At 62.5% G+C, this 23,057-nt stretch carries 23 protein-coding genes; 15 read left to right on the top strand and 8 right to left on the bottom strand.

Annotated elements, in window-relative coordinates; translation table 11 throughout:
• Positions 1-9: 9 nt before the first annotated feature.
• Both CO667_RS24865 and lpxK read left to right on the top strand, forming a co-directional pair.
• The gene (locus CO667_RS24865; RefSeq protein WP_097620954.1) at positions 10-732 is read left to right on the top strand and encodes an HAD family hydrolase; all 723 of its coding nucleotides are present in this window, start codon (positions 10-12) and stop codon (positions 730-732) included.
• Between the two features lie 77 nt (positions 733-809).
• Complete coding sequence (gene lpxK, locus CO667_RS24860; protein ID WP_097620953.1) at positions 810-1,853, top strand: tetraacyldisaccharide 4'-kinase; 1,044 nt, start codon at positions 810-812, stop codon at positions 1,851-1,853.
• Here lpxK and CO667_RS24855 read toward each other — a convergent pair.
• The gene (locus CO667_RS24855) at positions 1,850-2,080 is read right to left on the bottom strand and encodes a DUF2093 domain-containing protein (RefSeq protein WP_003588271.1); all 231 of its coding nucleotides are present in this window, start codon (positions 2,078-2,080) and stop codon (positions 1,850-1,852) included. The genes lpxK and CO667_RS24855 overlap by 4 nt on opposite strands.
• A gap of 67 nt (positions 2,081-2,147) precedes the next feature.
• Entirely contained in the window at positions 2,148-3,950 is a 1,803-nt protein-coding gene (gene mutL, locus CO667_RS24850; RefSeq protein ID WP_097620952.1) for a DNA mismatch repair endonuclease MutL, read from the bottom strand.
• A 184-nt stretch (positions 3,951-4,134) separates the two neighbouring features.
• Here mutL and CO667_RS24845 point away from each other — a divergent pair, with 184 nt between their 5' ends.
• Both CO667_RS24845 and CO667_RS24840 read left to right on the top strand, forming a co-directional pair.
• Positions 4,135-5,856 (top strand): response regulator, encoded by a 1,722-nt coding sequence (locus CO667_RS24845; protein WP_097620951.1) that lies wholly within the window; start codon positions 4,135-4,137, stop codon positions 5,854-5,856.
• A 170-nt stretch (positions 5,857-6,026) separates the two neighbouring features.
• Entirely contained in the window at positions 6,027-7,391 is a 1,365-nt protein-coding gene (locus tag CO667_RS24840) for an EAL domain-containing protein (protein WP_097621040.1), read from the top strand.
• 71 nt (positions 7,392-7,462) lie between these two features.
• On the opposite strand, the gene CO667_RS24835 is transcribed toward CO667_RS24840, so the two are convergent.
• From CO667_RS24835 to CO667_RS24815, 5 genes are all read right to left on the bottom strand, one after another.
• On the bottom strand, positions 7,463-8,071 hold the full coding sequence (locus CO667_RS24835) for a PRC-barrel domain-containing protein (protein WP_097620950.1): 609 nt from the start codon (positions 8,069-8,071) through the stop codon (positions 7,463-7,465).
• A 234-nt stretch (positions 8,072-8,305) separates the two neighbouring features.
• Positions 8,306-9,193: an SMP-30/gluconolactonase/LRE family protein gene (locus CO667_RS24830; protein WP_097620949.1), complete on the bottom strand. Its 888-nt coding sequence runs from the start codon at positions 9,191-9,193 to the stop codon at positions 8,306-8,308.
• A complete protein-coding gene (locus tag CO667_RS24825; protein WP_097620948.1) occupies positions 9,190-9,831 on the bottom strand; it encodes a 2-dehydro-3-deoxy-6-phosphogalactonate aldolase in 642 nt (213 codons plus the stop codon). The genes CO667_RS24830 and CO667_RS24825 overlap by 4 nt, the downstream gene beginning before the upstream one ends.
• Positions 9,832-9,844: 13 nt before the next feature.
• Positions 9,845-10,759 carry a 2-dehydro-3-deoxygalactonokinase gene (locus CO667_RS24820; RefSeq protein ID WP_097620947.1) on the bottom strand — a complete coding sequence of 305 codons (915 nt, stop codon included), beginning with the start codon at positions 10,757-10,759 and terminating at the stop codon, positions 9,845-9,847.
• Positions 10,759-11,523 (bottom strand): SDR family oxidoreductase, encoded by a 765-nt coding sequence (locus CO667_RS24815; protein ID WP_097621039.1) that lies wholly within the window; start codon positions 11,521-11,523, stop codon positions 10,759-10,761. Before CO667_RS24815 ends, CO667_RS24820 begins: the two co-directional genes overlap by 1 nt.
• Before the next feature lie 118 nt (positions 11,524-11,641).
• Between CO667_RS24815 and CO667_RS24810 the strand changes: the two genes are divergently transcribed.
• The 3 genes from CO667_RS24810 to CO667_RS24795 all read left to right on the top strand — a co-directional run bounded on the left by CO667_RS24810 (position 11,642) and on the right by CO667_RS24795 (position 15,116).
• Positions 11,642-12,439: an IclR family transcriptional regulator gene (locus CO667_RS24810; RefSeq protein WP_097620946.1), complete on the top strand. Its 798-nt coding sequence runs from the start codon at positions 11,642-11,644 to the stop codon at positions 12,437-12,439.
• Between the two features lie 229 nt (positions 12,440-12,668).
• A complete protein-coding gene (locus CO667_RS24805) occupies positions 12,669-13,403 on the top strand; it encodes a LuxR family transcriptional regulator (protein WP_097620945.1) in 735 nt (244 codons plus the stop codon).
• A gap of 540 nt (positions 13,404-13,943) precedes the next feature.
• Positions 13,944-15,116, top strand: coding sequence for an Mrp/NBP35 family ATP-binding protein (locus CO667_RS24795; RefSeq protein WP_097620943.1), 1,173 nt, complete (start codon positions 13,944-13,946; stop codon positions 15,114-15,116).
• Between the two features lie 99 nt (positions 15,117-15,215).
• On the opposite strand, the gene CO667_RS24790 is transcribed toward CO667_RS24795, so the two are convergent.
• A complete protein-coding gene (locus CO667_RS24790; RefSeq protein ID WP_097620942.1) occupies positions 15,216-15,467 on the bottom strand; it encodes a hypothetical protein in 252 nt (83 codons plus the stop codon).
• Between the two features lie 39 nt (positions 15,468-15,506).
• On the opposite strand from CO667_RS24790, the gene CO667_RS24785 reads away from it, so the two are divergent.
• From CO667_RS24785 to CO667_RS24750, 8 genes are all read left to right on the top strand, one after another.
• Positions 15,507-16,484 carry a magnesium transporter CorA family protein gene (locus CO667_RS24785; protein WP_097621038.1) on the top strand — a complete coding sequence of 326 codons (978 nt, stop codon included), beginning with the start codon at positions 15,507-15,509 and terminating at the stop codon, positions 16,482-16,484.
• 18 nt (positions 16,485-16,502) lie between these two features.
• Positions 16,503-18,401: a potassium transporter Kup gene (locus tag CO667_RS24780; RefSeq protein ID WP_097620941.1), complete on the top strand. Its 1,899-nt coding sequence runs from the start codon at positions 16,503-16,505 to the stop codon at positions 18,399-18,401.
• 360 nt (positions 18,402-18,761) lie between these two features.
• Positions 18,762-19,937, top strand: a complete 1,176-nt coding sequence (locus CO667_RS24775; protein ID WP_097620940.1) for a cell wall hydrolase — start codon at positions 18,762-18,764, stop codon at positions 19,935-19,937.
• Positions 19,938-20,207: 270 nt separating this feature from the next.
• A complete protein-coding gene (locus CO667_RS24770) occupies positions 20,208-20,540 on the top strand; it encodes an AtpZ/AtpI family protein (RefSeq protein WP_097620939.1) in 333 nt (110 codons plus the stop codon).
• Positions 20,541-20,602: 62 nt separating this feature from the next.
• Positions 20,603-21,355 (top strand): F0F1 ATP synthase subunit A, encoded by a 753-nt coding sequence (locus CO667_RS24765; RefSeq protein ID WP_097620938.1) that lies wholly within the window; start codon positions 20,603-20,605, stop codon positions 21,353-21,355.
• Between the two features lie 67 nt (positions 21,356-21,422).
• Entirely contained in the window at positions 21,423-21,650 is a 228-nt protein-coding gene (locus tag CO667_RS24760) for a F0F1 ATP synthase subunit C (protein ID WP_003545854.1), read from the top strand.
• A 77-nt stretch (positions 21,651-21,727) separates the two neighbouring features.
• Positions 21,728-22,351 (top strand): F0F1 ATP synthase subunit B, encoded by a 624-nt coding sequence (locus tag CO667_RS24755; RefSeq protein ID WP_097620937.1) that lies wholly within the window; start codon positions 21,728-21,730, stop codon positions 22,349-22,351.
• A 3-nt stretch (positions 22,352-22,354) separates the two neighbouring features.
• Positions 22,355-22,843, top strand: a complete 489-nt coding sequence (locus CO667_RS24750) for a F0F1 ATP synthase subunit B (protein ID WP_097620936.1) — start codon at positions 22,355-22,357, stop codon at positions 22,841-22,843.
• The last annotated feature ends 214 nt before the right edge of the window (positions 22,844-23,057 follow it).

Below are 23,057 nucleotides of genomic sequence, written 5' to 3'. Positions count from 1 at the left end.
GGATATATCATGTCGGCAGCTCCCCTTATCAAAGGCATTCTCTTCGACAAGGACGGCACGCTGCTCGACTATGACGAGAGTTGGCTGCCGGTCAACCGGGAGTTGGCCCGCATCGCCGCTGAAGACGATCCGCTTCTCGCCGACCGGCTGCTTGCCGCCTGCGGCATGGATCCGGTGACCGGCCATATCGTTCCCGACAGCCTGCTTGCCGCCGGCAATACCCGCCAGATCGCCGAGGGCCTGGTTGCCGCGGGCTCGATGGTCGATGTGGGTGAGCTGACGGTGCGCCTCGACGAACTCTTTTCCAGCGCTGCCGAATTTTCCGTGCCGGTGACCGATCTCGCCGGCTTCTTCGCAAGGCTGCATCAGCGCGGCTTCAAGCTCGGCGTCGCCTCCAGCGACAATGAACGCTCGATCCGCCAGACGGCGGAACGCTTCGGTTTTGCCCGCTATGTCGATTACATCGCCGGCTACGACAGCGGTTTCGGCGTCAAGCCGGAGCCGGGCATGGTGCTCGGCTTCTGTGCCGCAACCGGTCTTTCGCCTGAGGAAGTCGCCATGGTCGGCGACAACAATCACGATCTGCACATGGGCCTGAATGCTGGGACGGGCTTAAGGATCGCCGTGCTGACCGGCACCGGTTCGCGGGAATCGCTGGCCTCTGCGGCCGATCACGTGCTCGACGACATCACAGCCATCGAGGCGCTGCTGCCGGATCTGCAGCCGGCCTGATCAGTAAGGGCTTGCATTTTCATCGATTTTGGCTTCTCAATCCGGCCGGTCGAGGGGCAGGGGAGCGGGACGGCAAGATGATATCCGAGGCGCCGCCGTTCTGGTGGAGGAAAGCCGATTGGCGGGCTTGGCTGCTGCTGCCGCTTTCCTTTCTCTACGGCCGTATCGCCGGCCACCGCATGGCGCATGCGCGCCGCGCCTCCGTTCCCATTCCGGTCATCTGCGTCGGCAATTTCACCGTCGGCGGCGCCGGCAAGACGCCGACGGTGCTAACCATTGCCCGTGCCGCCAAGGCCAAGGGGCTGAAGCCCGGTTTTCTCAGCAGGGGGTACGGCGGCTCGCTCGATGTGACGACGGTGGTCGATCCCGATCATCACCGCGCGGTCGCCGTCGGCGACGAGCCGTTGCTGCTTGCCCAGGAGGCGCTTACGGTGATTTCCCGCAGGCGCGTCGAGGGTGCCGCGCGCCTGGTGGCGGAGGGCGCCGATCTCATCATCATGGATGACGGTTTCCAGAGCGCCCGGCTGGCGATCGATTATGCCCTGCTCGTCATCGACGCGACCCGCGGCCTCGGCAACGGCCATATCGTGCCGGGAGGCCCGGTGCGGGCGCCGATCCGCCAGCAGCTGCGTCATGCGACGGCGCTCTTGAAGGTCGGCGGCGGCAATGCCGCCGACAGGATCGTCCGCATGGCGGCGCGCGCCGCAAAACCCTATTTCACCGCATCGCTGAAAGTGCGCGGCGACAACACGCTGGCCGGCGTGAAGGTGCTCGCCTTCGCCGGCATCGCCGATCCCGCCAAATTCTTCCGCACCGTGGAATCGCGCGGCGCCGAAATCGTGGTCGCCAAGAGCTTCGGCGACCACGAGCATCTGACCGAGGAGGAGATCGACGACATCCTGACCACCGCCGAGAGTCAGAGCCTGCTGATCGTCACGACGTCCAAGGATTTCGTCCGCCTCTCCGGCCATCCCGGCAAGGCGGCGCAACTCGCCGAAAAGAGCCGGGTGATCGAGGTCGACATGGTGTTCGAGGACCACCGCGCACCCAGCCTGATCATCGACCGGGCGATCGCCGCCTGTCGCGAGCGGCGTTTGCGGGAAATGAAGGCTACGACCTAGCGCCGCTGGTTCGGCAGCACGCCGGCGCGTTTGTCGGCTTCGATCGCCGAGATCACGTCGGCATAGGGTTCTTGGCGGGCGACGCTCCAATAGCGCAGCTCGTCGAGCGGGATCTGTTTGCCGGTCATCGCGCAGACGACATAGGAGCCCGGCGAGAGAATCTGGAAATCGCCATCGAGATACCGGATCTTCGCTTCGCGGTTTCCATGGCCTTCGAACAAATTCATGCGCTCCGTTCCCTGCAGTCTGTCATCCCTTTGCCATACTCTCGAAAGGGCTGCTTTTCCAGCTTTTTTAGCTTCTGCCGAAAAGCCGCTCGATATCGCTGAGCTTCAATTCGATATAGGTCGGCCGGCCGTGATTGCACTGGCCGGAGCCGGGCGTCACTTCCATTTCCCTGAGCAGCGCGTTCATTTCCTCCGGCCGCAGCCGCCGTCCGGAGCGCACCGATCCGTGGCAGGCCATGGTCGCCGCCACATATTCGAGCTTTGCCGATAGGCCCGACGCCGTGTCCCATTCGGCAATCTCGTCGGCAAGCTGGCGGATCAGGCCATGCGCGTCGACCTCGCCGAGCATGGCCGGCGTCTCGCGCACGGCGATCGCCCCGGGGCCGAAACGCTCGATCGAAAGGCCGAGTTCGGAAAGTTCGGCCGCATGCTGCATCAGCCGGTCGCAATCCTCCTCCGGAATGTCGATGATCTCGGGGATCAGCAGCACCTGCGAGGCGAGCCGCTTCGAATGCAGCGCTTTGCGCATCGCCTCGAACACCAGCCGCTCATGCGCGGCATGCTGGTCGACGATGACAAGCCCGTCCTCGGTCTGGGCGACGATATAATTTGCGTGGATCTGTGCCCGTGCCGCGCCGAGCGGATAGCGCGCGGTCGTGTCGGCTGCGGCCGGCTGCGGCGAAAACTGCGGCTCGGCCCGCGCCGTTGGTATCGACAGTCCGTCGAAGGAGGCCTGTGGCCGTTCACTGAACCCGGTTGCCGGCTGGTAGGGCCGCGACGGCGAGGTCTCGGCCGACCATGGCGTCTGCGGCCGCTGCGTATAAGGTTGGAAACCAGGGCGGAAGGAGCGCAGCATGTCGCTTGCCCCCGTCGTTGCCGCCCGGCTGCCGTCGCGCGCCAGGGCCTCGCGGACGGCGCCGACGATCAGGCCGCGCACCAGGCCGGGGTCGCGGAACCGCACGTCGGATTTGGCCGGATGGACGTTGACGTCGACGAGCGCGGGATCGAGCGTGATCGACAGCACCGCCACCGGATGGCGTCCTGATGGGATCGTCTCGGCATAGGCGCCGCGGATGGCCGAGAGGATCAGCTTGTCCTGCACCGGCCGGCCGTTGACGAAGGCATATTGATGGGCGGCGTTGCCGCGATTGAAGGTCGGCACGCCGGCAAAGCCGGTGAGCGAGATCTCCTCGCGCACGGCGTCGAGCGCAATGGCATTGTCGCGGAATTCCTTGCCGAGCACCTGCGCCATGCGCGCTAAGTGATCGTCGCCGGTGGCGGCAAATTCCAGCGTCGTGCGGTCCGAGCCCGACAGCACGAAGCGCACGGCGGGAAAGGCGATCGCCATGCGCTTGACGATTTCGGTGATGGCGCCGGCCTCGGCCTTCTCCGTCTTCAGGAATTTGAGCCGGGCGGGCGTGGCGAAGAACAGGTCGCGCACTTCGACGATCGTGCCGGGATTGGCGGCGGCGGGCCTGATATGGGCGATCTTGCCGGCGATCACGGCGATCTCGTGACCGCCGGCGCTGTCGCGCCTGCGGCTGGCGATGCTGAGCCTGGCGACCGAGCCGATCGAGGGCAGCGCCTCGCCGCGGAAGCCGAGCGTGCGAATATCCTCTAGCGTATCCGACAATTTCGAGGTGCAGTGGCGCCTGACCGCCAGTTCCAGATCGGCGGCATCCATGCCCGAGCCGTTGTCGCTGACGCGCAGCAGCGCCTTGCCGCCGCCTGATGTGGCGATCTCGATGCGCGTCGCGCCCGCGTCGAGCGCGTTTTCGATCAGTTCCTTGGCGGCGCTCGCCGGCCGTTCGATGACTTCGCCGGCGGCGATCTGGTTGATGAGCGTTTCGGAAAGCTGTCTGATGGCCATGGGCTATTTTCGAGGATTCGCGGGCCGGAGGGAAGGGGTTTCGATAGGCTTTCCCAAAGCGTGATCCAGGGCTCCCCCCAAATTTGGGAATAGGTAATGTTAAGCCGGTTTTAACATAAAAATGGCATTTCTATTCATATACCTCCGGAAGCTGCGAAATCGAACAGATGTGGGACGCAATAGCATGAGTGCCGGCTTCGAAAAGGCGGACACATCATCAGAAATCGATGGGACTCCCGCCGCGACCGATCTGCAGACGGCGCTTTTCGATGTGGTGTGCGACAGCCTTTCCGCAGCTTTCATCATCTATGACAAGAACGATCATCTGATCTTCGCCAGCCGCCAGACGCTGGAATTCTTCCCGCTGCCATCCGAGATGCTGAAGCCCGGCACCCGGCTTCGCGATTTCCTCGGCGCGATGTACGACACCGGCATTCGCCAGCAATATGCTGCCAAGCAGGGCGGCTCGCTCAGCCGCGAGGACTGGCTGTCGCAGAAAATCGCCTCGCATTGGCGCGAGCGCTTTGAATCGGTCGAGCGCCATGGTGCCGACAGCTGGGTCCGCTTCGTCAAGCGCAGGCTGCCGGGCGGTTACGGCGTCACCATCATTTCCGACATATCAGAGGACAAGAAGCGCGAAGAGCAATGGCGCTCGGATCTGGAGCGGGTGCAGCTGACCGAGGACATTCTCGACAATCTGCCGTTCCCGCTGTTCGTCAAGGACCGCAACCTCACCTATGTCGCCGTCAACCTGGCCTTCTGCGAGAAATATCAGACGACTGCCGACGAGGTGCTCGGGCGCAAGAGCGGCGATCTCTTTTCGGACGAGATCGCCAAGCGCTTCGAAGAGAGCGACCGTCATGTGCTGGAGACCGGCGAAATGTCCGTCTCCCGCCAGCGGCAGATCTCCCGCGACGGCATCGAGCGCGACATCGTCAGCCGCAAGCACCGCATCGGCAAGCCCGGCCGCTATTTCCTGGTCTCGACCATGCAGGACCTGCCGCGCGACGGCGCCGATCTCGACGAGTTCGGCCGGGCCTCGGCGATCACCACGTCGAGCAATCAAAGCTACCGCCGGGCCTATGTGCCGGTGCCGAGCGCCGTCGAGCGCCGCGAACCGGCGGCGATGGAAGCAATCGTTCCGGAGAATTTCTCCGGCCGCAAGGTCCTCGTCGTCACGGCCGACCTCGCCGCCGAGACTGCCGCTTTGCGGACGCTGTCGAAATACGGTTTCGAATCCTGCTCGGTCCGCGGCGAGGACGAGGAGGAGCGTTTCCTGGAAATCGCCACCTCCTCCGGCATCTCGCTCGATCTCCTGATCATTGACAATCAGATGGGCATGCGCTGCCTGGAGCTTGCCGAGCAATACGGCATCCCGTCGCTTGTCATGGACGGTTTCCAGATCGCCAACGAACTCACCTTCCAGATCGCCCGCCATTTCAACCGCAACAGCCGCAGTGCTGCCGGTGCGGATACGGATTGGGAAATCAGCATTTCCGACGATGTGGTCGGCCTGCAGGTTCTCGTCGCCGAAGACAATGATATCAATCAGATCGTTTTTTCGCAGATCCTCGAAGGCCTCGGTTATCGCCATATGATCGCGGCGACCGGCGACGAGGTCGTGCGCCTCTGGGCCGAGCACCGACCGCAGATCGTGCTGATGGATATTTCCCTGCCGGGCTTCAACGGCTTCGAGGCCGCCCGCCTCATCCGGCAGATGGAGGAAACCGGCGGCGGAAACCGCACCCCGATCATCGGCGTGCTGACCCAGGCCTTCGAACGCGACCGCGCCGAATGCGTCAAATCAGGCATGGACGACGTCATCATGAAACCCGTCAGCCCTGACATGCTCGAGGCGATATTTCAGAAGCACCTATTGGGTGAGGCCCTGCGGGCGCGAGGCTGATGCATGTCGCCAGGACGTGTGCCGCGGTTCCGGGCGACATGCATAAAACTGAGCAATCCCCGTCAACTCTCCAGATTTAGGGCGGTTCAAGCGGCCATGGCCGCTGATTTACTATCAAATTGTTAAGACATGCCGGTCATTCTTTGCATGGCGCGGGAAAGCTCGGGTGGATAATGAAATCGGCGGATATAGCTTTCTTGACCGTCGGTCAGAATGAGCTTCAGGCGATGGCCTATACCGATCCGCTGACCGGATTGGGAAACCGCAATCGCATGCGGGACAAGGTCTTGCAGATCTCCTCCGAGCGCGCCAGCGATCCGGCTCCCTTCACCATCGGTATCGCCAATCTCGACAGTTTCAAGCCGATCAACGATCTCTTCGGCTCGGCAGCCGGCGATGAAATCCTGTGCCAGGTCGCCCATCGCCTGCGGGCCTGCATTCCCGATGGCGCGCTGGTCACCCGCCATGATGGCGATGAATTCGCTTTCGTGCTGCCGTTGATTTTTGAGCGGGCGAGTGCCGAGAAATTCGGCCAGATGATCCGCGAGGTGTTGTCGGCCCCCTATGATCTCGGCGACCGCAACGTCCGTCTCTCCGCCTCCCTCGGCTTTGCCATCTACCCCTTCGCCGGCGAGGATTGCGAGGAACTGCTGAAGAGCGCGGAAACCGCGCTATACCGCTCCAAACGCCGCGGCCGCGGCCAGATCACCGTTTACAGCAGAGAGATCGCCCAGGAGATGAAGCGGGCGACGCAGCTGGAACAGGCGCTCAGAAACGCCATCATCTCCGATGCGATCGACGTGCATTTCCAGCCGATCGTTTCGCTCTCCAACAACCAGGTCGTCGGCTTCGAGGCGCTCGCCCGCTGGAACGATCCGGATCTCGGCTTCGTCTCGCCCGGCGTCTTCGTGCCGCTCGCCGAAGAGCGCGGTTTCATCGATGCGCTGTCGGAGGCGCTGCTGCGCAAAGCCGCCGAAGCCGCCCTTTCCTGGCCGCGCGAACTCTTCCTGTCGTTCAATCTCTCCTCGGCCCAGCTGATGGATCCGGGCACGAGCAGCAGCGTCCTGTCGATCCTCGGCCGCGTCGGCTTCGATCCGCATCGCCTGGAGCTGGAGATCACCGAGACCGCGGTGATGAGTTCGGCCGATACCGCCCACCGCATCATCGCCGATTTGCGCGCCGCCGGTGTGCGCATCTCGCTCGACGATTTCGGCACCGGCCAGTCGAGCCTGGGACGCCTGCGCGACTTCATCTTCGACAAGATCAAGATCGACCGCGCCTTCGTCTCGCGCATCAATTCGGACCGCGCCTCCGAACACATCATCAAGGCGATCCTGACCATGTGCGACGGGCTGGAGCTTGAGGTCGTGGCGGAAGGCATCGAGGATTATGCCGAGGCGGTGAAGCTGCGCACGCTCGGCTGCGGTATGGGGCAGGGCTATCACTTCGGCCGTCCGGCCGACGGTATCGCCACGCTCCGCTTCCTGCACGAGAATTATTACGATCCGGCCATGGCGGAGCGTGTCAGCGCATAAAGCGATGGCATAGCAAAAAGCGATGGCGCCCCTGGGAGCGCCATCGCCTACGCTATATTACCGCGCGCGGTTTACTTAGGCGTGGTCGAGCCGGTCGCCGTGGTATCGGTGCCGGTCGCAGCCGGGGCCTTTTCCGCCGACTGCATGGCCAGCGTCTTGAACTCAGGTGCGGCCTTCAGCGATTCAGCCGTTTCGCTTGTCGTCAGCTTGACGCTGCCGTCCTGGGTGTTCTGGGCGACGGTGATCTTGTCCATCGGCACGGCGACGTTCTTTTCGCCAATGCCGAGGAAGCCGCCGACGCCGATGATCGCAGCAACCAAGCCGCCATCCTTCTTCATGATCAGGTCGTTGACGCTGCCGATACTTTCATTGTTGCCGTTATAGACCGACTGGCCGATATAGGTGTTGGCGCTGACCTGATCCGGAGCCTGCTCCGTGATATAGCCGGCCTGGGCCGTGTCTGCCGTCGGTGCTGCGGCCGGGGCCTGTGCGGCATCGCCTGCGGGCTTGGTGACGTCAGGGGTGATCGGCGGCTTCGGTGCTGCCGGATCGGCGGGAGCCGCCTGCGTCGGAGCGGCTGGATCGGCCGGCTGCGGGGCTGTCTGCGAGAATGCCGCCGGTGCGAAAGCCGTGGCAAACAGTGCGCCAGCGGCAACGGTCGTCAAGAGTTTGCGTGTCATTTCGACTACCTTCATTTTCCCTAGAGTGATTGCTGACCCGGCAACGCTCTAGTCATTGCCGTGTCGGTTCGAAGGGACAATGACTGGTGCGCCGATTGGTTCCGGTTGAAAACACGGAAAATTTCTCGATTTTCACGGAACAGTTATCAGGGGACAGCCACCGGAACGAGAAAAGGCGCCCCGGTCGGGAGCGCCTCTGATTGCCGCCGGCAAACAAATGCGGATCGCTCCGCGTCAAATCACATAGACCGGATCGAACACGCCCTTGACGTCGATGCCGAGTTCGAGCAGCGCGCCGGCACTGGGCTGCGCCGAACGGGCATCCTCATCGAGGCCCTCCCAGGCGGTGGTCACCGCCAGCCGGTCGGCGTTGACACCGATGAAGGCAGGGCAGGAGGGCTGAACAGCGGGCACCTTGTAGCGCGAGATGCGCAGGCCATCGGGACTATAGCGGTCGACGACGCCGGCACCCCAGCGCGAATTCCAGATATAACCGTCGGCATCGACCACCGAGCCGTCGATGTCGCCGGGCTCGTTGGCGCTGTCGACCAGCACGATCGGCTCGCCCGCGGGCAGGCCGGTCTGCGGATCGACCATCACGCGCATCAGCCGGTTGAGGCGGGAGTCCGTATAATAGCCGATCGTGCCGTCAGGCGAGAAGCAGATCGAATTCGGGATGCTGATGCCGTTGAAGATCTTCGTCACCTTGCCGCCGGCGACATGATAGATGGCGCCGGCCTGGTTTTCCGCCCGCTTGCTCATCGTGCCGATCCACAGCGCACCGGAAGGATGGGTACGGCCGTCGTTCGAACGGTTTTCCGGCTTGTCGTTTTCGAGCGCCGCATAGAAGGTGAGATTGCCGCTCGCCACATCGCGCACGAACAGCCCTTCCTCCGTCGCGATCAGCTGCCGTCCGGCGTCGATACGGGCAAGCACGCTTGCCATGGCCGGCAACGGGTGCACCTTTTTCGCATTTGTCGAAAGATTGAGCTCGTGCAGTTCCTTGCCGAGGATGTTGAACCACCAGACCGTATTGCTGTCCGGATCATAGGTCGGGCCTTCGCCGAGAACGGAGTTGGTGTTGCAGAGGGTTTTGCCCTCGAACTCATAAATATCGGTCATACGCTCGCGCTCCCAATGGCTGCATCATAGGCGTAAATGGTCGCCTTGGCGCGCTCGGCAACCTCTGAGGCGGTCATTCCCGGCTTGTAGAGGCTGGTGCCGAGGCCGAAGGAGAAGATGCCGGCCTTGGTATAATCGCTGAAATTCTTGTCCGATACGCCGCCGACGGCGGCAATCGTCAACTCCGGCGGCAGGATGGCCCGGATCGCCGTGATGCCGGACGGGCCAAGCACGCTCGCCGGAAAAAATTTGAGACCGGTGGCACCGGCGCGTGCCGCAGCCAGCGCCTCGGTCGGGGTGAAGACGCCGGGCATGGTTACCATGCCATAGTCGCGCGCCCGGATGATCACCTCGGGCTCGACATTCGGCGTGACCAGCAGCTTGCCGCCGGCCGCATTCAGGCTGTCGACCGCCTCGACCGTCAGCACCGTGCCGGCGCCGATCAGCACCTCGGCCGGCGCCATCTTCGCGGCGATCTCGATGGATTTGAACGGTTCCGGCGAATTGAGCGGGATCTCGATCGCCGTCAGGCCATGGTCGATCAGGGCGCCGACGATGCTCTCGGTCTCGTCGGGCCGGATGCCGCGAAGGATGGCGATCAGCGGGCGCTTCATGGCGGGGAAGGGAATACGGTTCATCGTGTCGGCTTTCTCAGTTCGGCCAGATGGTTTCGGCAGCGGCCGAAAGTCCGCGGCGCACGGCGGCGTCCGCATCGATGGCGGTGAAGGCAAGGGCGAGGGTTTTGAAGGCCTGTTCGTAGAGCGCCTGCAGGCGCCCGGAAGCGACGAGGGTGATGTCTGAGTTGGCCGCATCCTGCAGTGCGCCGGCGATTTCGAGGCCGATCAGCGTGCCGGAAAGCCGGGCTTGGGCTGATGCAGCCGAGATGCCGTGCAGCAGTTGGCCGGAGCGGGCGGCAAAGAGCAGGTTGGAGGCAAGTGCCGGCCGGGCGAAAGCCGCCGATACCGCCGCCTCGAAGGCCGCCGCGTCCGCCGGCTGTTCCTCGGCACCGGCAACGGCATGCGACAGGATCGTGTGTTTGCTGATGACGTCGAAAAGCTCGCCGGTCATGAAGGTCGAAAAGCCGGTGACCCTGCTATCCCTGATATGCACCCATTTCGAATGCGTGCCCGGCATGCAGACCGCCTGCGCGCCCGAGCTTGCGGTGCCGAGTGCGCCGAGAAGCTGGGTTTCCTCGCCGCGCATGACGTCGGGCGTGGCGATATCCCGCTGGGCAAGGCCCGGCAGGATGCGGATGTCGCGGCTTTCGCCCGGCACGGAGACCGCTCCGGTGAGGATCGATGCGAGCGGGGCCGGCACGTCGATATAACCGGCCTCGACCCAGCCTTGCCGTGCGCCGGCCATGCCGCAGACGATCACCGGCAGGTTTTCCGGCGCCTCGACGGCCGTGAGGTGGCCGGCAAGCACCTGGGAGAAGCCGGTTTTTGCAGCGCTCGTCATGCCTTCGCCGCTACGGCGTTCGGCAAGGATGCTGCCGTCTTTGCCGATCAGCCAGAGCCGGAAACTGCTGGTGCCCCAGTCCACCGCGACATAAGCGGGATTAGCCATTACAGAACGCCTCCATCGACAATCAGGGACTGGGCGGTCATCGCCGCCGCGCAGTCGGATGCAAGAAACAGGCAGGGACCGACGATCGCGTCGGGCTTCAGCGGGATTTTCAGGCACTGGTCCTCGACCGAGCGCGCGATGCTCTCTTCGGTCAGCCAGAGCTGCATCTGCCGTTCGGTGACGACCATGCCGGGCAGGATGCAGTTGACCCGGATATTGTCCGGCCCGAGCCTGCCCGCCAAGCTCTTCGTCAGCCCAACGACCGCAGCCTTCGCCGCCGCATAGGAGGGAAAACCGCCCATGTTCAGTTTGAAGGCGATCGACGACATATTGATGATCGCCCCGCCGCCGGCCGTCCGCATCGACGGCACTACTGCCTGCGAGGTGAAGAACACATGCCGCAGGTTGACCGCCTGGTTGTTGTCCCAATAGGCCTCGGTCACGTCGTCGAATTCATGGCGGTCGTCCCAGGCGGCATTGTTGACCAGCACGCGGATCGGCCCTGAATTGGCAATGACGGTATCGACCGTGTGCCGGATTGCCTCGATGTCGCGCAGGTCGGCATGGTGGAAGGAGACCGGATGCGCCGTCTCCTGTGACAGCCTCTCGGCAAGCTCTTGACCTGCGGCTTCGGCGATATCGATGAACGACGCCTTGGCGCCCTGGCGTGCGAAACCTTCGACGATCGCAGCGCCGATGCCCGATCCGCCGCCGGTCACCAGTACGGTTCGGTCTTTGAACTCGGGAAATTGTGCTGCCGGCATCAGGTTCGTTGTCATCGTCAGCGGCGCCTCCCCACCATTATTCCATTATTTGGAACTTAATTTGACTATATGGAATTATCCAATTATGCTGCCCTTTCTGTCAAGGGTGGATGGGACGATGAATTCAAGCGGCGACGGCATAGCGCAGGCACGCGAGACCGGCACGCTCGGCAAACTCATGGTTCTGCTCGATCTCGTCACCCATGCGGATGGCCCGCTGCGTTTCACCGATATCCTCGCCCTTGCCGGCCAGCCGCGCGGCACATTGCATCGCCAGCTGAGCCACCTGGTGGAGGAGGGGCTGCTCGAACTCGACGGCGACGGCCGTTATGCGCCGGGCCTGCGCCTGCTCGATTTTGCCGCCCGCAGCTGGGCGCGCAATGAATTCCGCCTGATTGCCGAACCGCACCTCGCCGAACTGCAGCAGGCGACCGGCGAGACCGTGCATCTCGGGGTTCTCAGAGGCCAGTCGATCATCTATCTCGATAAGGTCGACGGCCGTCAGCCGGTGCGCATGTATTCGCAGATCGGCAATGCTTCGCCCTGTTACTGCACCGGCGTCGGCAAGGCCGCCCTTTCGCTGCTTCCCGCCGATCTCCTCGCCGATCTCCTTGCCGATCTGAGCTTCACCCGCTTTACCGCCTCGACCCATGTCTCAGCCGAAACGCTGCTTGCCGAAATCCGCGAGATCGCCGTAGAGGGTTATGCCTTCGACCGCGAGGAGCATGAGGCCGGTATCCGCTGCGTTGCCGCGCCCGTCTGGTCGGAGGATCGGACTTTTATCGGCGGCATTTCGATCACCGGCCCGGCCTATCGCCTGTCGATGGAACTTCTGCGCCAATGGGCCGTTCCCGTTCAGCGGGCAGCTGGGAGGATTATGGAAGGCATGCGCATCCGCCTCGGCCCGCGCCGCTGACGGAAAATTGCGCTCCGCCCTTGCCGAACGCGATTCGGAGAGCATGCTTATGATGAGGGCGATATTGAGATTTGCCGGCGAATCACGACAACTGCAAATAGTCCGCGAAATCGACAACCACTCACCGGCCGAATGCTGCACGCCGAGGCCGGCTCCGTTTGATCCAATCAGCGATCGTCATTCCCCGATACAATCGAACCGGCTGCTCTGCCGAAGATGAAGAAATGTGATGGCACCCTTGTCGCAAACATCCCCGGAAGAAGATGATTATATCAAGGAGATAGCGGGCCTGAAGACGCAGTTCGATATTTTCCGTTTCCTCAAACGCGTGACGGAAGCCTATCGCAGCCGGGCCTTCATGGTTCTCAACCTGCCGCCGATCACCTCCCTGGATCTCCAGGGCAGCACCGTCATCACCAGCTGGCCGGCGGAGCTTCTGGCGCTCTACGACCAGGAGGGACTGCTGGTCAACAGCCCGGTTCTCCGGCGGCTCAGAACCTCGGCGCGGCCGTTCTACTACGACATGTCGCGCGAAAACTGGGCGCGCGACGACGGCAAGTCCGCCCTCGTCGTGACAATGTTCGAACGTTTCAGGATGATGCGCGGCGCCTATTTTCCGACGCATGAGCCCTCCGGCCTGCGCGGCGCGGTGTCTTTCGCCGGTGACCGCGAAGCCTTCAGCCCGGCGGAGATGCGCGAACTCTGCTACATCGCCATCCATGTGTTCGACAGGCTCGCCGAGATCCGCAACCTCGATACGCGCATCACCGACACGCTGACCGACCGCGAGATCGATTGCCTCAACTGGACGGCGGCCGGCAAGACCAGTGCGGAGATCGCCGAGATCCTCACCCTGTCCGAGCACACGGTCAATCACTACCTGAACCGCGCCACCAAGAAGCTCGATACGGTCAACCGCACCCAGGCGGTCGCCAAGGCGCTGCGGATCGGCCTGATCAAATAAGATGCAATAAGGCGCGGCGGGCTTTCGCCGGCCGCCCAGCGCTTGGGCATATCCTTGGCCGTCAGCGCCATCCCAGGCCGCCATTATAGCATTTCCGCCGATTTTCCGTCTGGCACGCTTTCTGCATCTCTTTTGCCAAGAGGCCCAGAGGGGACTTGGACCAGCGCCAGGAAATGGCGCGGCCGGCACACTGCTGCCCGACGCCGATGAGGCCTTTCTCGTAGGCCTTCGGCGTCGGCGGCGGTTGTTGCGTTTTGGCACCGCTTGTTTGGCAGCTGCCGGCGATTTGGTCTTTCCCCGTCATTTTTTGCTGGCCTTTTTGCCGGCTTACTCTAGTTCGCCCGCATTGCGCCGGTTTTCGGGGAGACCGTTGCGGCCATCAGGGCGAAAGCCCGGCGGACTTGATGGCCGCAACGGATTGCCCATTCTCCCCGGCGCTTTTTACAAGCCGGCAAATCGATTTCCCCTACGATGATTTCGTTTGGCGAAGGCGTCCGCCTCCACTATTTGTGGTCTCTGCAGGCAAGCAGTGAGGATGGAATGGCCGACGTCACCAAGGAACAGGTTCTCGAAACGCTGAAGACCGTGCGCGGACCGGATCTCGAGCATGATATCGTCGAGCTCGGCATGGTCTCCGACGTCTTCATCTCCGACGGCAAGGTCTATTTCTCCATCACCGTTCCGGCCGATCGCGCCAAGGAGCTGGAGCCGATGCGGCTCGCCGCCGAGCGCGTCATCAAGGAAATGCCGGGCGTCAAGGGTGCCCTCGTCACACTGACTGCCGACAAGAAGGCGGCCGCCGCTGCCCCCGCTACTCGGCCGAACCCGCCTCACGGTCATGCCGGCCACGATCACCAACATGATCATGCGGGCCACGCCCATGCGCCTCAACAGCCGCCGCGCGCCGGCAAGATCGGCGTGCCCGGCATCGGCGCGATCATCGCCGTCGCCTCGGGCAAGGGTGGGGTCGGCAAGTCGACCACCGCCGTCAATCTCGCACTCGGCCTGCTCGCCAACGGTCTTCGTGTCGGCATTCTCGATGCCGATATCTATGGTCCCTCGATGCCGCGGCTGCTGAAGATATCCGGCCGCCCGACACAAATCGACGGCCGCATCATCAATCCGATGGAGAATTATGGTCTCAAGGTCATGTCGATGGGCTTCCTTGTCGACGAGGAGACGGCGATGATCTGGCGCGGGCCGATGGTCCAATCGGCGCTGTTGCAGATGCTGCGCGAAGTCGCCTGGGGCGAGCTCGACGTCCTCGTCGTCGACATGCCGCCCGGCACCGGCGACGCCCAATTGACCATGGCCCAGCAGGTGCCGCTTGCCGGCGCCGTCATTGTCTCGACGCCGCAGGATCTCGCGCTGATCGATGCCCGCAAGGGCCTCAACATGTTCCGCAAGGTCGAGGTGCCGGTGCTCGGCATCGTCGAGAATATGAGCTATTTCATCGCCCCGGATACCGGCACCCGCTACGACATCTTCGGCCATGGCGGCGCCCGCAAGGAGGCCGAGCGCATCGGCGTGCCCTTCCTCGGCGAAGTGCCGCTGACGATGAACATCCGCGAAACCTCCGACGCCGGCACGCCGCTCGTCGCCTCCGAGCCGAACGGCGTCGTCGCCGGCATCTATCGCGGCATCGCCGCCAAGGTCTGGGAACAGATCGCCGGCCAGGTCCAGCGTCCGGCGCCGACAATCGTCTTCGAATAATGCATGTCGCCCGAAAGTGTGCAGCGGTTCCGGGATAACGGCATGCATGATACAAAGAGCTGAAGCGCATTGCATGGATCACCTGCGATGCGCGGCACTTTAGAGGGCGCCGAATCGCTGCGGCGGATACCCCAAATTGTGGGGGAAACGTGGTGAAAAGCCGCGCTTCACGGAAGATGTCTTGATTATTTCACGGCTTTGCTTCATATGCCGCGGCGCCATGATGGCGTTTTGCTGCAGATGCTCAGTGACGGCTGTCTTCGTTTCGAAGACGCCGCCCGCCTGCAAGTTCGGAGTTGTCTTGTCGATCGAAGGATTGGGAACTGCGATGCGGTTGAGCACAATGCGCATGCCGGCCTTTAAGGTGGGATGCAGGCGGAGAGGCTGCCGGTGATCACCGCCTACTGTTCCAATTGCAAGTCGGTCGAGATCCGCGACCTGTCGCATGCCGCATCCTTTCCCGAGGATGTGGTGTGGATCGACATGATCGAGCCGACCCGCGACGAGGAGCTCTATGTCGAGAAGGTTCTCGGCATCGAGGTCCCGACCCGCGATGATCTCAAGGATATCGAGCCTTCCGCCCGTCTTTATGTCGAAAACGATGCCGTCTTCATGACCGCCTCGCTGCTCTGGAAGGCCGATACCGATGTGCCGACGCTGACCGATGTCGCCTTCATCCTGGCCGGAAACCGCCTGGTCACCATCCGCTACGCCCATCCCAAATCCTTTGCGCTGTTCATCGCCGCCCTTCACCGGCTGCCGGAAAACTGGCGCAGCGGCGCTGCCCTTCTCGCCAAGCTGCTGGAGACGATCGTCGACCGCACGGCCGAGATCCTCGAAATGTCCGTCTCGCGTATCGACATCCTGTCGACGCATGTCTTCGGTGATCGGGCCAAGAAGGTGCGCAAGCCCTCGAACTTTCTCGAGGAGAAGCTCAGGGATATCGCCGGTCATCACCGGATGATCAGCAAGGTGCGCGACAGCCTCGGTTCGCTGTCCCGCCTGTTGACCTTCTTTCACACGATCCCGGCGATCCAGCAGGACCGGGAGGCGAAGGAGCTCTGCCGCACCGTCTCGCGCGATATCCAGTCGCTGTCGGAGCATGCCGCCTTCGTCGCCGGCAATATCACCTTCCTGCTCGACGCTTCGCTCGGGCTGATCAACATCGAGCAGAACTCGATCATCAAGATTTTCTCGATTGCCTCGGTGGTGTTCTTGCCGCCGACCTTGGTCGCTTCCGTCTATGGCATGAATTTTCAGGTCATGCCGGAGCTGGCCTGGGCCGCGGGTTATCCCTATTCGCTGGCCCTGATGGTGATATCAGCCGTCATCCCCTTTTTCTTTTTCCGCTGGAAAGGCTGGCTCTGAGGAGCCTGTTGCAACTTCATGTCCGAAGAGAGCCATCCGAACGAATCCCAGATGACGCCGAAAAAGCTGTTCTACCTCACGCTGGGCTCCATCGGCGTCGTCTACGGCGATATCGGCACCAGCCCGCTCTATGCCTTTCGCGAGGCGCTGAAGCCTGTCGCCCATGACGGCGTCACCCGTTTCGAGGTCATCAGCCTGATCTCGCTGATGATCTGGGCGCTGACGATCATCGTCACCATCAAATATGTGCTCTTCCTGCTGCGCGCCGACAACGAAGGGGAGGGCGGCACGCTGTCGCTGCTCGCCCTGCTGATGAAGACCGCCAACGGCCACACCGCCTTGCTGATGCTGCTCGGCCTGATGGGCGCTGCCCTCTTCCTCGGCGACGCGATGATTACGCCGGCGCTGTCGGTGCTGTCGGCGGTCGAAGGCTTGAAGCTCGTCACGCCAAGCCTCTCGGAATATATCGTGCCGATCTCGGTGGTGATCCTGGCGCTGCTCTTCGTCGTGCAATCGCGCGGCACCGGCGCCGTCGCGCGGTTTTTCGGCCCGATCACCGCCGTCTGGTTCCTCGTCATGGCGGCCGCCGGCATTTCCCATATCTCGGACGATTACGGCATCCTTGCCGCCTTCAATCCCTATTATGCAGTCAGCTTCCTGCTGCATGAGGGCTTCTACGGCGTCGTCGTGCTCGGCGCCGTCTTCCTGACGGTGACGGGCGCCGAGGCGCTTTATGCCGATCTCGGCCATTTCGGCCGCCGCCCGATCCAGTGGGCCTGGTTCCTCCTGGTCTTCCCGGCGCTGACGCTGAACTATCTCGGGCAGGGCGCGCTTGTTCTCGGCAATCCGGCGACGATGTCGGATCCCTTCTATCTGATGTATCCGAAATGGGCGCTGCTGCCGGTCGTCATCCTGGCGACCGCGGCGACGATCATCGCCAGCCAGGCGGTCATCACCGGCGCGTTCTCGATGGTGCGCCAGGGCATCAACCTCGGCTTCCTGCCGCGCATGGAAATCCTCTTCACCTCGGAAACCAATACCGGGCAGATCTTCGTGCCTTCGGTCAATGCCGTGCTGTTCATCGGTGTCATCTTCCTGGTCTTGAGTTTCAAGACGTCGGACGCGCTGGCGACCGCCTATGGCATCTCCGTCACCGGCGCCATGGTCGTCACCTCGATCATGGCCTTCGAATTCGTCCGCGCCCGCTGGAACTGGTCGCTGCCGGTGGCGGTGATGGCGCTTGCGCCGCTGGTCGTGCTCGAATTGATCTTCCTCGGCGCCAACCTTTTGAAGATCCACGACGGCGGTTATATCCCGATCATGATCGCCACCGGCTTCACCGTCATCATGTGGACCTGGCGCCGCGGCACCGCGATCCTCATGGAAAAGACCCGCCACACCGATATTCCGCTGCCCTCCTTCGTCAGCTCGATCGAGCGCAAGAGCGAACATTCGCCGGCCCAGGTTCCCGGCACCGCGATCTTCCTGACCAGCGATCCGGAATCGGCCCCCGCCGCGCTTCTCCACAATCTCAAGCACAACCATGTGCTTCACGACCGCAACGTCATCCTGACGATCCGCACCGTCAACAAGCCGCGCGTCCCCAGCCAGGACCGCTACAAGGTCGAGCAGATTTCCGAGCGCTTCTCCCGCGTCGAACTGCTGTTCGGCTTCATGGAATCGCAGAACGTCTCACAGGCCCTGGCGACGCTGCGCAAGACCGGACTGAAGTTCGACATCATGTCGACCTCCTTCTATCTCGGCCGCCGCAAGCTGGTGCCGGATGCCAAGTCGGGCATGCCCTACTGGCAGGACCGGCTCTACATCGCGCTCGCCAACGCCGCCGCCAACCCTTCGGACTATTTCCGCCTGCCGGCCAACCGCGTGGTGGAACTGGGCTCGCACGTTATTATTTGATGGGGCGCGGACGAGATTGCTGACGTGGGCGCCTGCGCTTTGAATGGCCCTTCCGCCACCTCGTCCTCCGTCATGCTCGGTCTTGAGCCGAGCATCCACACGGCACCCACCAGCAGCTGTGGCATGGGTCCTCGGCTCAAGGCCGAGGACGACGGAGAATGGGATCTATTCCCGTCGAACTCGCCCTACGGAGCCTGGTTAACAGGATAGGGCCAGGAGGAGCGCAGCAGCTCCAGATGGATTTTCACCAACATCCAAAAATTCTCACAGTCACATTCCGGCACGGCCCGTTAACCGGACGTCAAGGTTAATGCGGGATTTATAGGGGCATGTTCCCGCGTCCCATGCCCGGAGTTCGTGTTGCGTCGAAAGAGCTCTTCCCGTAGCAAGCTGCGTCTTCTTCCCGAGAACTGGGTGTCGCCGGTAATCTTCGGGCTTGCCGGCTGGCTGATCTTCCCGAGCGTCGCATCCCATGCCGATCTCGCCGCCATGCTTGCCGGTCTCGACCGGGAAGGGCAGAACTGGCGCATGGTGTTGACCAATTCGCCGGCAGGCTCCATCCACCAGGCCGAACTCGCTTTCGCCGAGCCGATGGTGACCGGTTCGATCTCCGCCGGCGCCGGCATGGTGCTGCCCGATGGCCGCAAGGTTGCTTTTACCGCCGAGGAGAAGGGCCACGAGGACACGCCCGACGAGGATCGCGTCAACCGCGCCACCAAGAAGGGCCGCGTCGTCGCCGTCGAGAAGATGCAGCCGCCGAAGGACTTTTCCGCCGGCTCGATCCTCGAGCGTACCAAGATGCTTTTCACCCCGAGCTTCGATCTCAAGGACAGGTCGGCCTTCGTCAAGCCGAAGATCCAGGGCAAGGAAATCGAGATCGCTACTTCTTTCTATAAGAAGCAGCCTGTGGTGACCGATAGGGGCGTGCCGGCAATGCTCGCAAGCCTGGTCACCAGCGACAAGGCCGATGTGCTCGCCACCGCCTATGGGCCGGCAGCACCCGACTATTCCCGCCAGTCGCCCTTCGATTCGATCCTGACCGAACAGGACAGCGGCCGCTTCGTTCCGGAGATCGGTCCGCGCGACCATGCCTGGGCCGCAAGCATATTGGCGCCGAGCGTCTTTTCCGCCCGCGAACAGCAGTGCCTTGCCTCCGGCATCTATTTCGAGGCGCGCGGAGAATCGGTGAAGGGCCAGGCGGCCGTCGCCCAGGTCATCCTCAACCGCGTCCGCAACCCTTCCTATCCGAAAACCATCTGCGGCGTCGTCTACCAGAACGAGGATTGGCGCAACCGCTGCCAGTTTTCCTTCGCCTGCGACAGCATCAAGGACAGGGTGAATTCGCAATATCATTGGCGGATGGCCCGCGATGTGGCGATGGCGGTGACATCAGGCAAGATCTGGCTGCCGCAGGTGGGCTCGGCGACGCACTATCATGCCGTCTATGTCAGGCCGAAATGGGCAAAGACCATGGAGAAGGTCGGCCGCATCGGTCTTCACGTCTTCTATCGCACCTATGGCGGCGGCTGGAGCTGAGATAAATCGCGGGGCAAGCCGATTTGCCGGGCTTAAAAGCGGATTCTTTCCATCGAATTTAAGCGATCGATCCAAAAGCAGTTTATCTCTTTGATTCGACGGAATTATTTTCTGGCTGGACAGAAGCTGTCTACGCCTTGACTATACCAATCCCTAAAACTATGTTGCGCGCGACTTCAGAACGGGCCGGAAGGGTTTCAACCCTCGTGTCCGGGGTCCGAATGACCGGGGTAGCGGGAGTGCGGGCGACGGGCAAGCGAGGAGAGATCCATGGCGGACGACCGCGAGGAAAGTCTTGAGAAGCGCCGTGCGCGACTGGAAGCGGAACTCGCGTCCAAACGCGTCGAGGCGGGAGTGGAACGCGCAAGCGAGGCCCAAGCCGAGGTAAGCCGTAAAGGTTATGCTCAGGCGATGAAGCTTTCCAGCGAGTTCATTGCCGCAATCCTCGTCGGTGCCTTCCTTGGCTATGTCCTCGACCGTTTTGTTGGCACGGCGCCTTGGGGTTTGATTGTTCTTCTGCTTCTCGGATTCTGTGCCGGCGTTCTGAACGTGCTGCGTTCTGCGGGGGTGGTGGCCCATCCGCTCGACGACGACAAGAAATAAGGACCGGTCCCGGTCCAGTGCAATGACCCCGCGTCCTGCGGGCCAAAGAGAGAGAACAAGCGGTGTCCAACGATCCGACTCATCAGTTCCAGATCTTCAAGATTGTGCCGATCGAAATCGGCGGGATTGATTTCTCGTTCACCAATGCATCGCTCTTCATGGCCGCTTCGGCTGCCGTAGCCGTAGGCTTTCTCTATTTCGCGACCTCGAACCGCGCCATCGTGCCGGGCCGCTCGCAGTCGGTTGCGGAAATGTCCTATGAATTCATCGCCAACATGCTGAAGGAAGGCGCGGGCAAGCAGGGAATGAAGTTCTTCCCGCTGGTCTTTTCGCTCTTCATGTTCGTCCTGACGGCGAACCTGCTCGGCATGTTCCCGTATTTCTTCACGGTCACCAGCCAGATCATCGTCACCTTCGCGCTGGCGATCCTCGTCATCGGCACGGTGCTCGTCTACGGTTTCTACAAGCACGGCTTCCACTTCCTGAATGTCTTCGTGCCCTCGGGCGTGCCGGGCGTCCTGCTGCCGCTGGTCGTCTCGATCGAAATCATCTCCTTCCTCTCCCGTCCGATTTCGCTCTCGGTTCGTCTTTTCGCCAACATGCTCGCCGGTCATATCACGCTGAAGGTGTTCGCAGGCTTCGTCGCCTCGCTTGGAGCCCTTGGTGCAGTCGGTGTCGGCGGAGCCGTTCTTCCCCTCATCATGACGGTCGCCCTGACCGGTCTCGAGTTCCTCGTCGCCTTCCTCCAGGCTTACGTCTTTGCGGTGCTGACTTGCATGTACCTCAACGACGCGATCCATCCGGGCGGGCACTAAGGATAACGACAACGACGTCAAAGGGCGTCAGTCATTCGCCGCAACAACCATTTCAAAGGAGTTCAACATGGAAGCGGAAGCAGCAAAGTACATCGGTGCAGGCCTGGCTTGCTTTGGTATGGCCGGTACGGCTCTCGGCCTCGGCAATATTTTCGGCAGCTACCTCTCCGGCGCACTGCGCAATCCGTCTGCCGCTGACAGCCAGTTCGGCCGTCTGGTATTCGGCTTCGCCGTTACGGAAGCTCTGGGCATCTTCTCGCTGCTCGTCGCTCTCCTCCTCCTTTTCGCCGTCTGATATCGGCGAATAGATGGATCACGGCCTGCGACCGCAAGCCGTGATCCTTTGCATTTGCAGTCCACCTGGAGGTGAGCATGTTTTTTGTGACCCCGGCTTACGCTGAGGAAGCACCGGCGGCAGCGACGGGTACGGATGCGCATGCCGCTCCGGCCGCAGGCGAGGTCCATACCGAGACTGGTGTTGCCGAAGGCGAACACGCCCGTGGCCCTTTCCCGCCTTTCGATTCGACGACCTACGCATCCCAGCTGCTCTGGCTGGTGATCACGTTCGGCGTCTTCTACCTCCTCATGCAAAAGGTCATCGCGCCGCGCATCGGGGCCATTCTCGATCAGCGTCACACGCGCATCTCCCAGGATCTGGAAGAAGCAGGTCGCCTGAAGGCGGAAGCCGACGCCGCCGTCCAGACCTATGAAGGTGAATTGGCCGCTGCCCGCGCCAAATCCAACGCGATCGGCTCCGCCGCACGCGACGCCGCCAAGGCCAAGGCCGAAGAGGATCGTCGCGCTGTCGAGGCAAGCCTGTCGGAAAAGATCAAGGCTGCCGAGCTCCGCATCGGCGAGATCAAGGCCAAGGCCTTCGCCGACGTCGGCACCATTGCCGAGGAAACTGCGGCTGCCGTGGTCGATCAGCTGATCGGCGGCACCGTCGCCAAGGCCGATGTCGCCGCCGCCGTCGCAGTTGCCAAGAAGGAGGCTTGATCGATGGAATTCTTTGACGCGACTTTCTTCGCCTTTGTCGGCCTCGTCCTCTTCCTGGCGCTGGTCGTTTACCTGAAGGTTCCGGGCATGATGGCACGGTCGCTCGACGACCGCGCCGACCAGATCCGCAACGAACTGGCCGAAGCCAAGCGCCTGCGCGAAGAGGCCCAGCACCTGCTCGCCGAATACCAGCGCAAGCGCAAGGAAGCGGAAGCCGAAGCGGCTCACATCGTTGCCGCCGCCGAGCGCGAAGCCGAAATGCTGACCACTGAGGCGAAGAAGAAGACGGAAGAATTCGTCGCCAACCGTACGGCGCTTTCCGAGCAGAAGATCAAGCAGGCCGAGGCCGAGGCGATGAAGGCGGTACGTTCCGCCGCCGTCGATCTCGCAATCGCGGCTGCCGAAACCGTGCTTGCCAAGCAGGCCGATGCCAAGGTCCAGTCCGAACTCTTCGGCAATGCCGTAGGCCAGGTCAAGACGCGGCTCAACTGAGCTGTTTTCGAAAAGATTGAGAGCGAAGGCCGGGCATGTCCCGGCCTTTGGTTTTTGGCAAAGGCTCGTTTTTTACGCAGCCGCTACCTCAGACTCCGGAACGGCTGAGAACGAGGCGCGACGCCGCCACTTGTCTCTTCTCCCCTCGGGGCTATCAGATTCACACATCATCGAAAGCTGAGAGGAGGAGGGATACGCCGCGCTTAGCGGCCTG

Origin of the sequence: Rhizobium sp. L43 (assembly GCF_002531725.1) — a bacterium.
Taxonomy (GTDB): domain Bacteria; phylum Pseudomonadota; class Alphaproteobacteria; order Rhizobiales; family Rhizobiaceae; genus Rhizobium.
The sequence above is the reverse complement of the archived record's forward strand: the minus strand, read 5'-3'. Positions and strand labels throughout refer to the sequence as shown.

Coding starts and splice junctions, on each gene's coding strand:
- CO667_RS24825 (WP_097620948.1), bottom strand. CDS start 9,831: ATGAACCGTATTCCCTTCCCCGCCATGAAGCGCCCGCTGATCGCCATC.
- CO667_RS24770 (WP_097620939.1), top strand. CDS start 20,208: ATGGCGGACGACCGCGAGGAAAGTCTTGAGAAGCGCCGTGCGCGACTG.
- lpxK (WP_097620953.1), top strand. CDS start 810: ATGATATCCGAGGCGCCGCCGTTCTGGTGGAGGAAAGCCGATTGGCGG.
- mutL (WP_097620952.1), bottom strand. CDS start 3,950: ATGGCCATCAGACAGCTTTCCGAAACGCTCATCAACCAGATCGCCGCC.
- CO667_RS24810 (WP_097620946.1), top strand. CDS start 11,642: ATGAATTCAAGCGGCGACGGCATAGCGCAGGCACGCGAGACCGGCACG.
- CO667_RS24835 (WP_097620950.1), bottom strand. CDS start 8,071: ATGACACGCAAACTCTTGACGACCGTTGCCGCTGGCGCACTGTTTGCC.
- CO667_RS24750 (WP_097620936.1), top strand. CDS start 22,355: ATGGAATTCTTTGACGCGACTTTCTTCGCCTTTGTCGGCCTCGTCCTC.
- CO667_RS24795 (WP_097620943.1), top strand. CDS start 13,944: ATGGCCGACGTCACCAAGGAACAGGTTCTCGAAACGCTGAAGACCGTG.
- CO667_RS24760 (WP_003545854.1), top strand. CDS start 21,423: ATGGAAGCGGAAGCAGCAAAGTACATCGGTGCAGGCCTGGCTTGCTTT.
- CO667_RS24855 (WP_003588271.1), bottom strand. CDS start 2,080: ATGAATTTGTTCGAAGGCCATGGAAACCGCGAAGCGAAGATCCGGTAT.
- CO667_RS24790 (WP_097620942.1), bottom strand. CDS start 15,467: ATGCGCATTGTGCTCAACCGCATCGCAGTTCCCAATCCTTCGATCGAC.
- CO667_RS24780 (WP_097620941.1), top strand. CDS start 16,503: ATGTCCGAAGAGAGCCATCCGAACGAATCCCAGATGACGCCGAAAAAG.
- CO667_RS24805 (WP_097620945.1), top strand. CDS start 12,669: ATGGCACCCTTGTCGCAAACATCCCCGGAAGAAGATGATTATATCAAG.
- CO667_RS24820 (WP_097620947.1), bottom strand. CDS start 10,759: ATGGCTAATCCCGCTTATGTCGCGGTGGACTGGGGCACCAGCAGTTTC.
- CO667_RS24865 (WP_097620954.1), top strand. CDS start 10: ATGTCGGCAGCTCCCCTTATCAAAGGCATTCTCTTCGACAAGGACGGC.
- CO667_RS24755 (WP_097620937.1), top strand. CDS start 21,728: ATGTTTTTTGTGACCCCGGCTTACGCTGAGGAAGCACCGGCGGCAGCG.
- CO667_RS24815 (WP_097621039.1), bottom strand. CDS start 11,523: ATGCCGGCAGCACAATTTCCCGAGTTCAAAGACCGAACCGTACTGGTG.
- CO667_RS24830 (WP_097620949.1), bottom strand. CDS start 9,193: ATGACCGATATTTATGAGTTCGAGGGCAAAACCCTCTGCAACACCAAC.
- CO667_RS24845 (WP_097620951.1), top strand. CDS start 4,135: ATGAGTGCCGGCTTCGAAAAGGCGGACACATCATCAGAAATCGATGGG.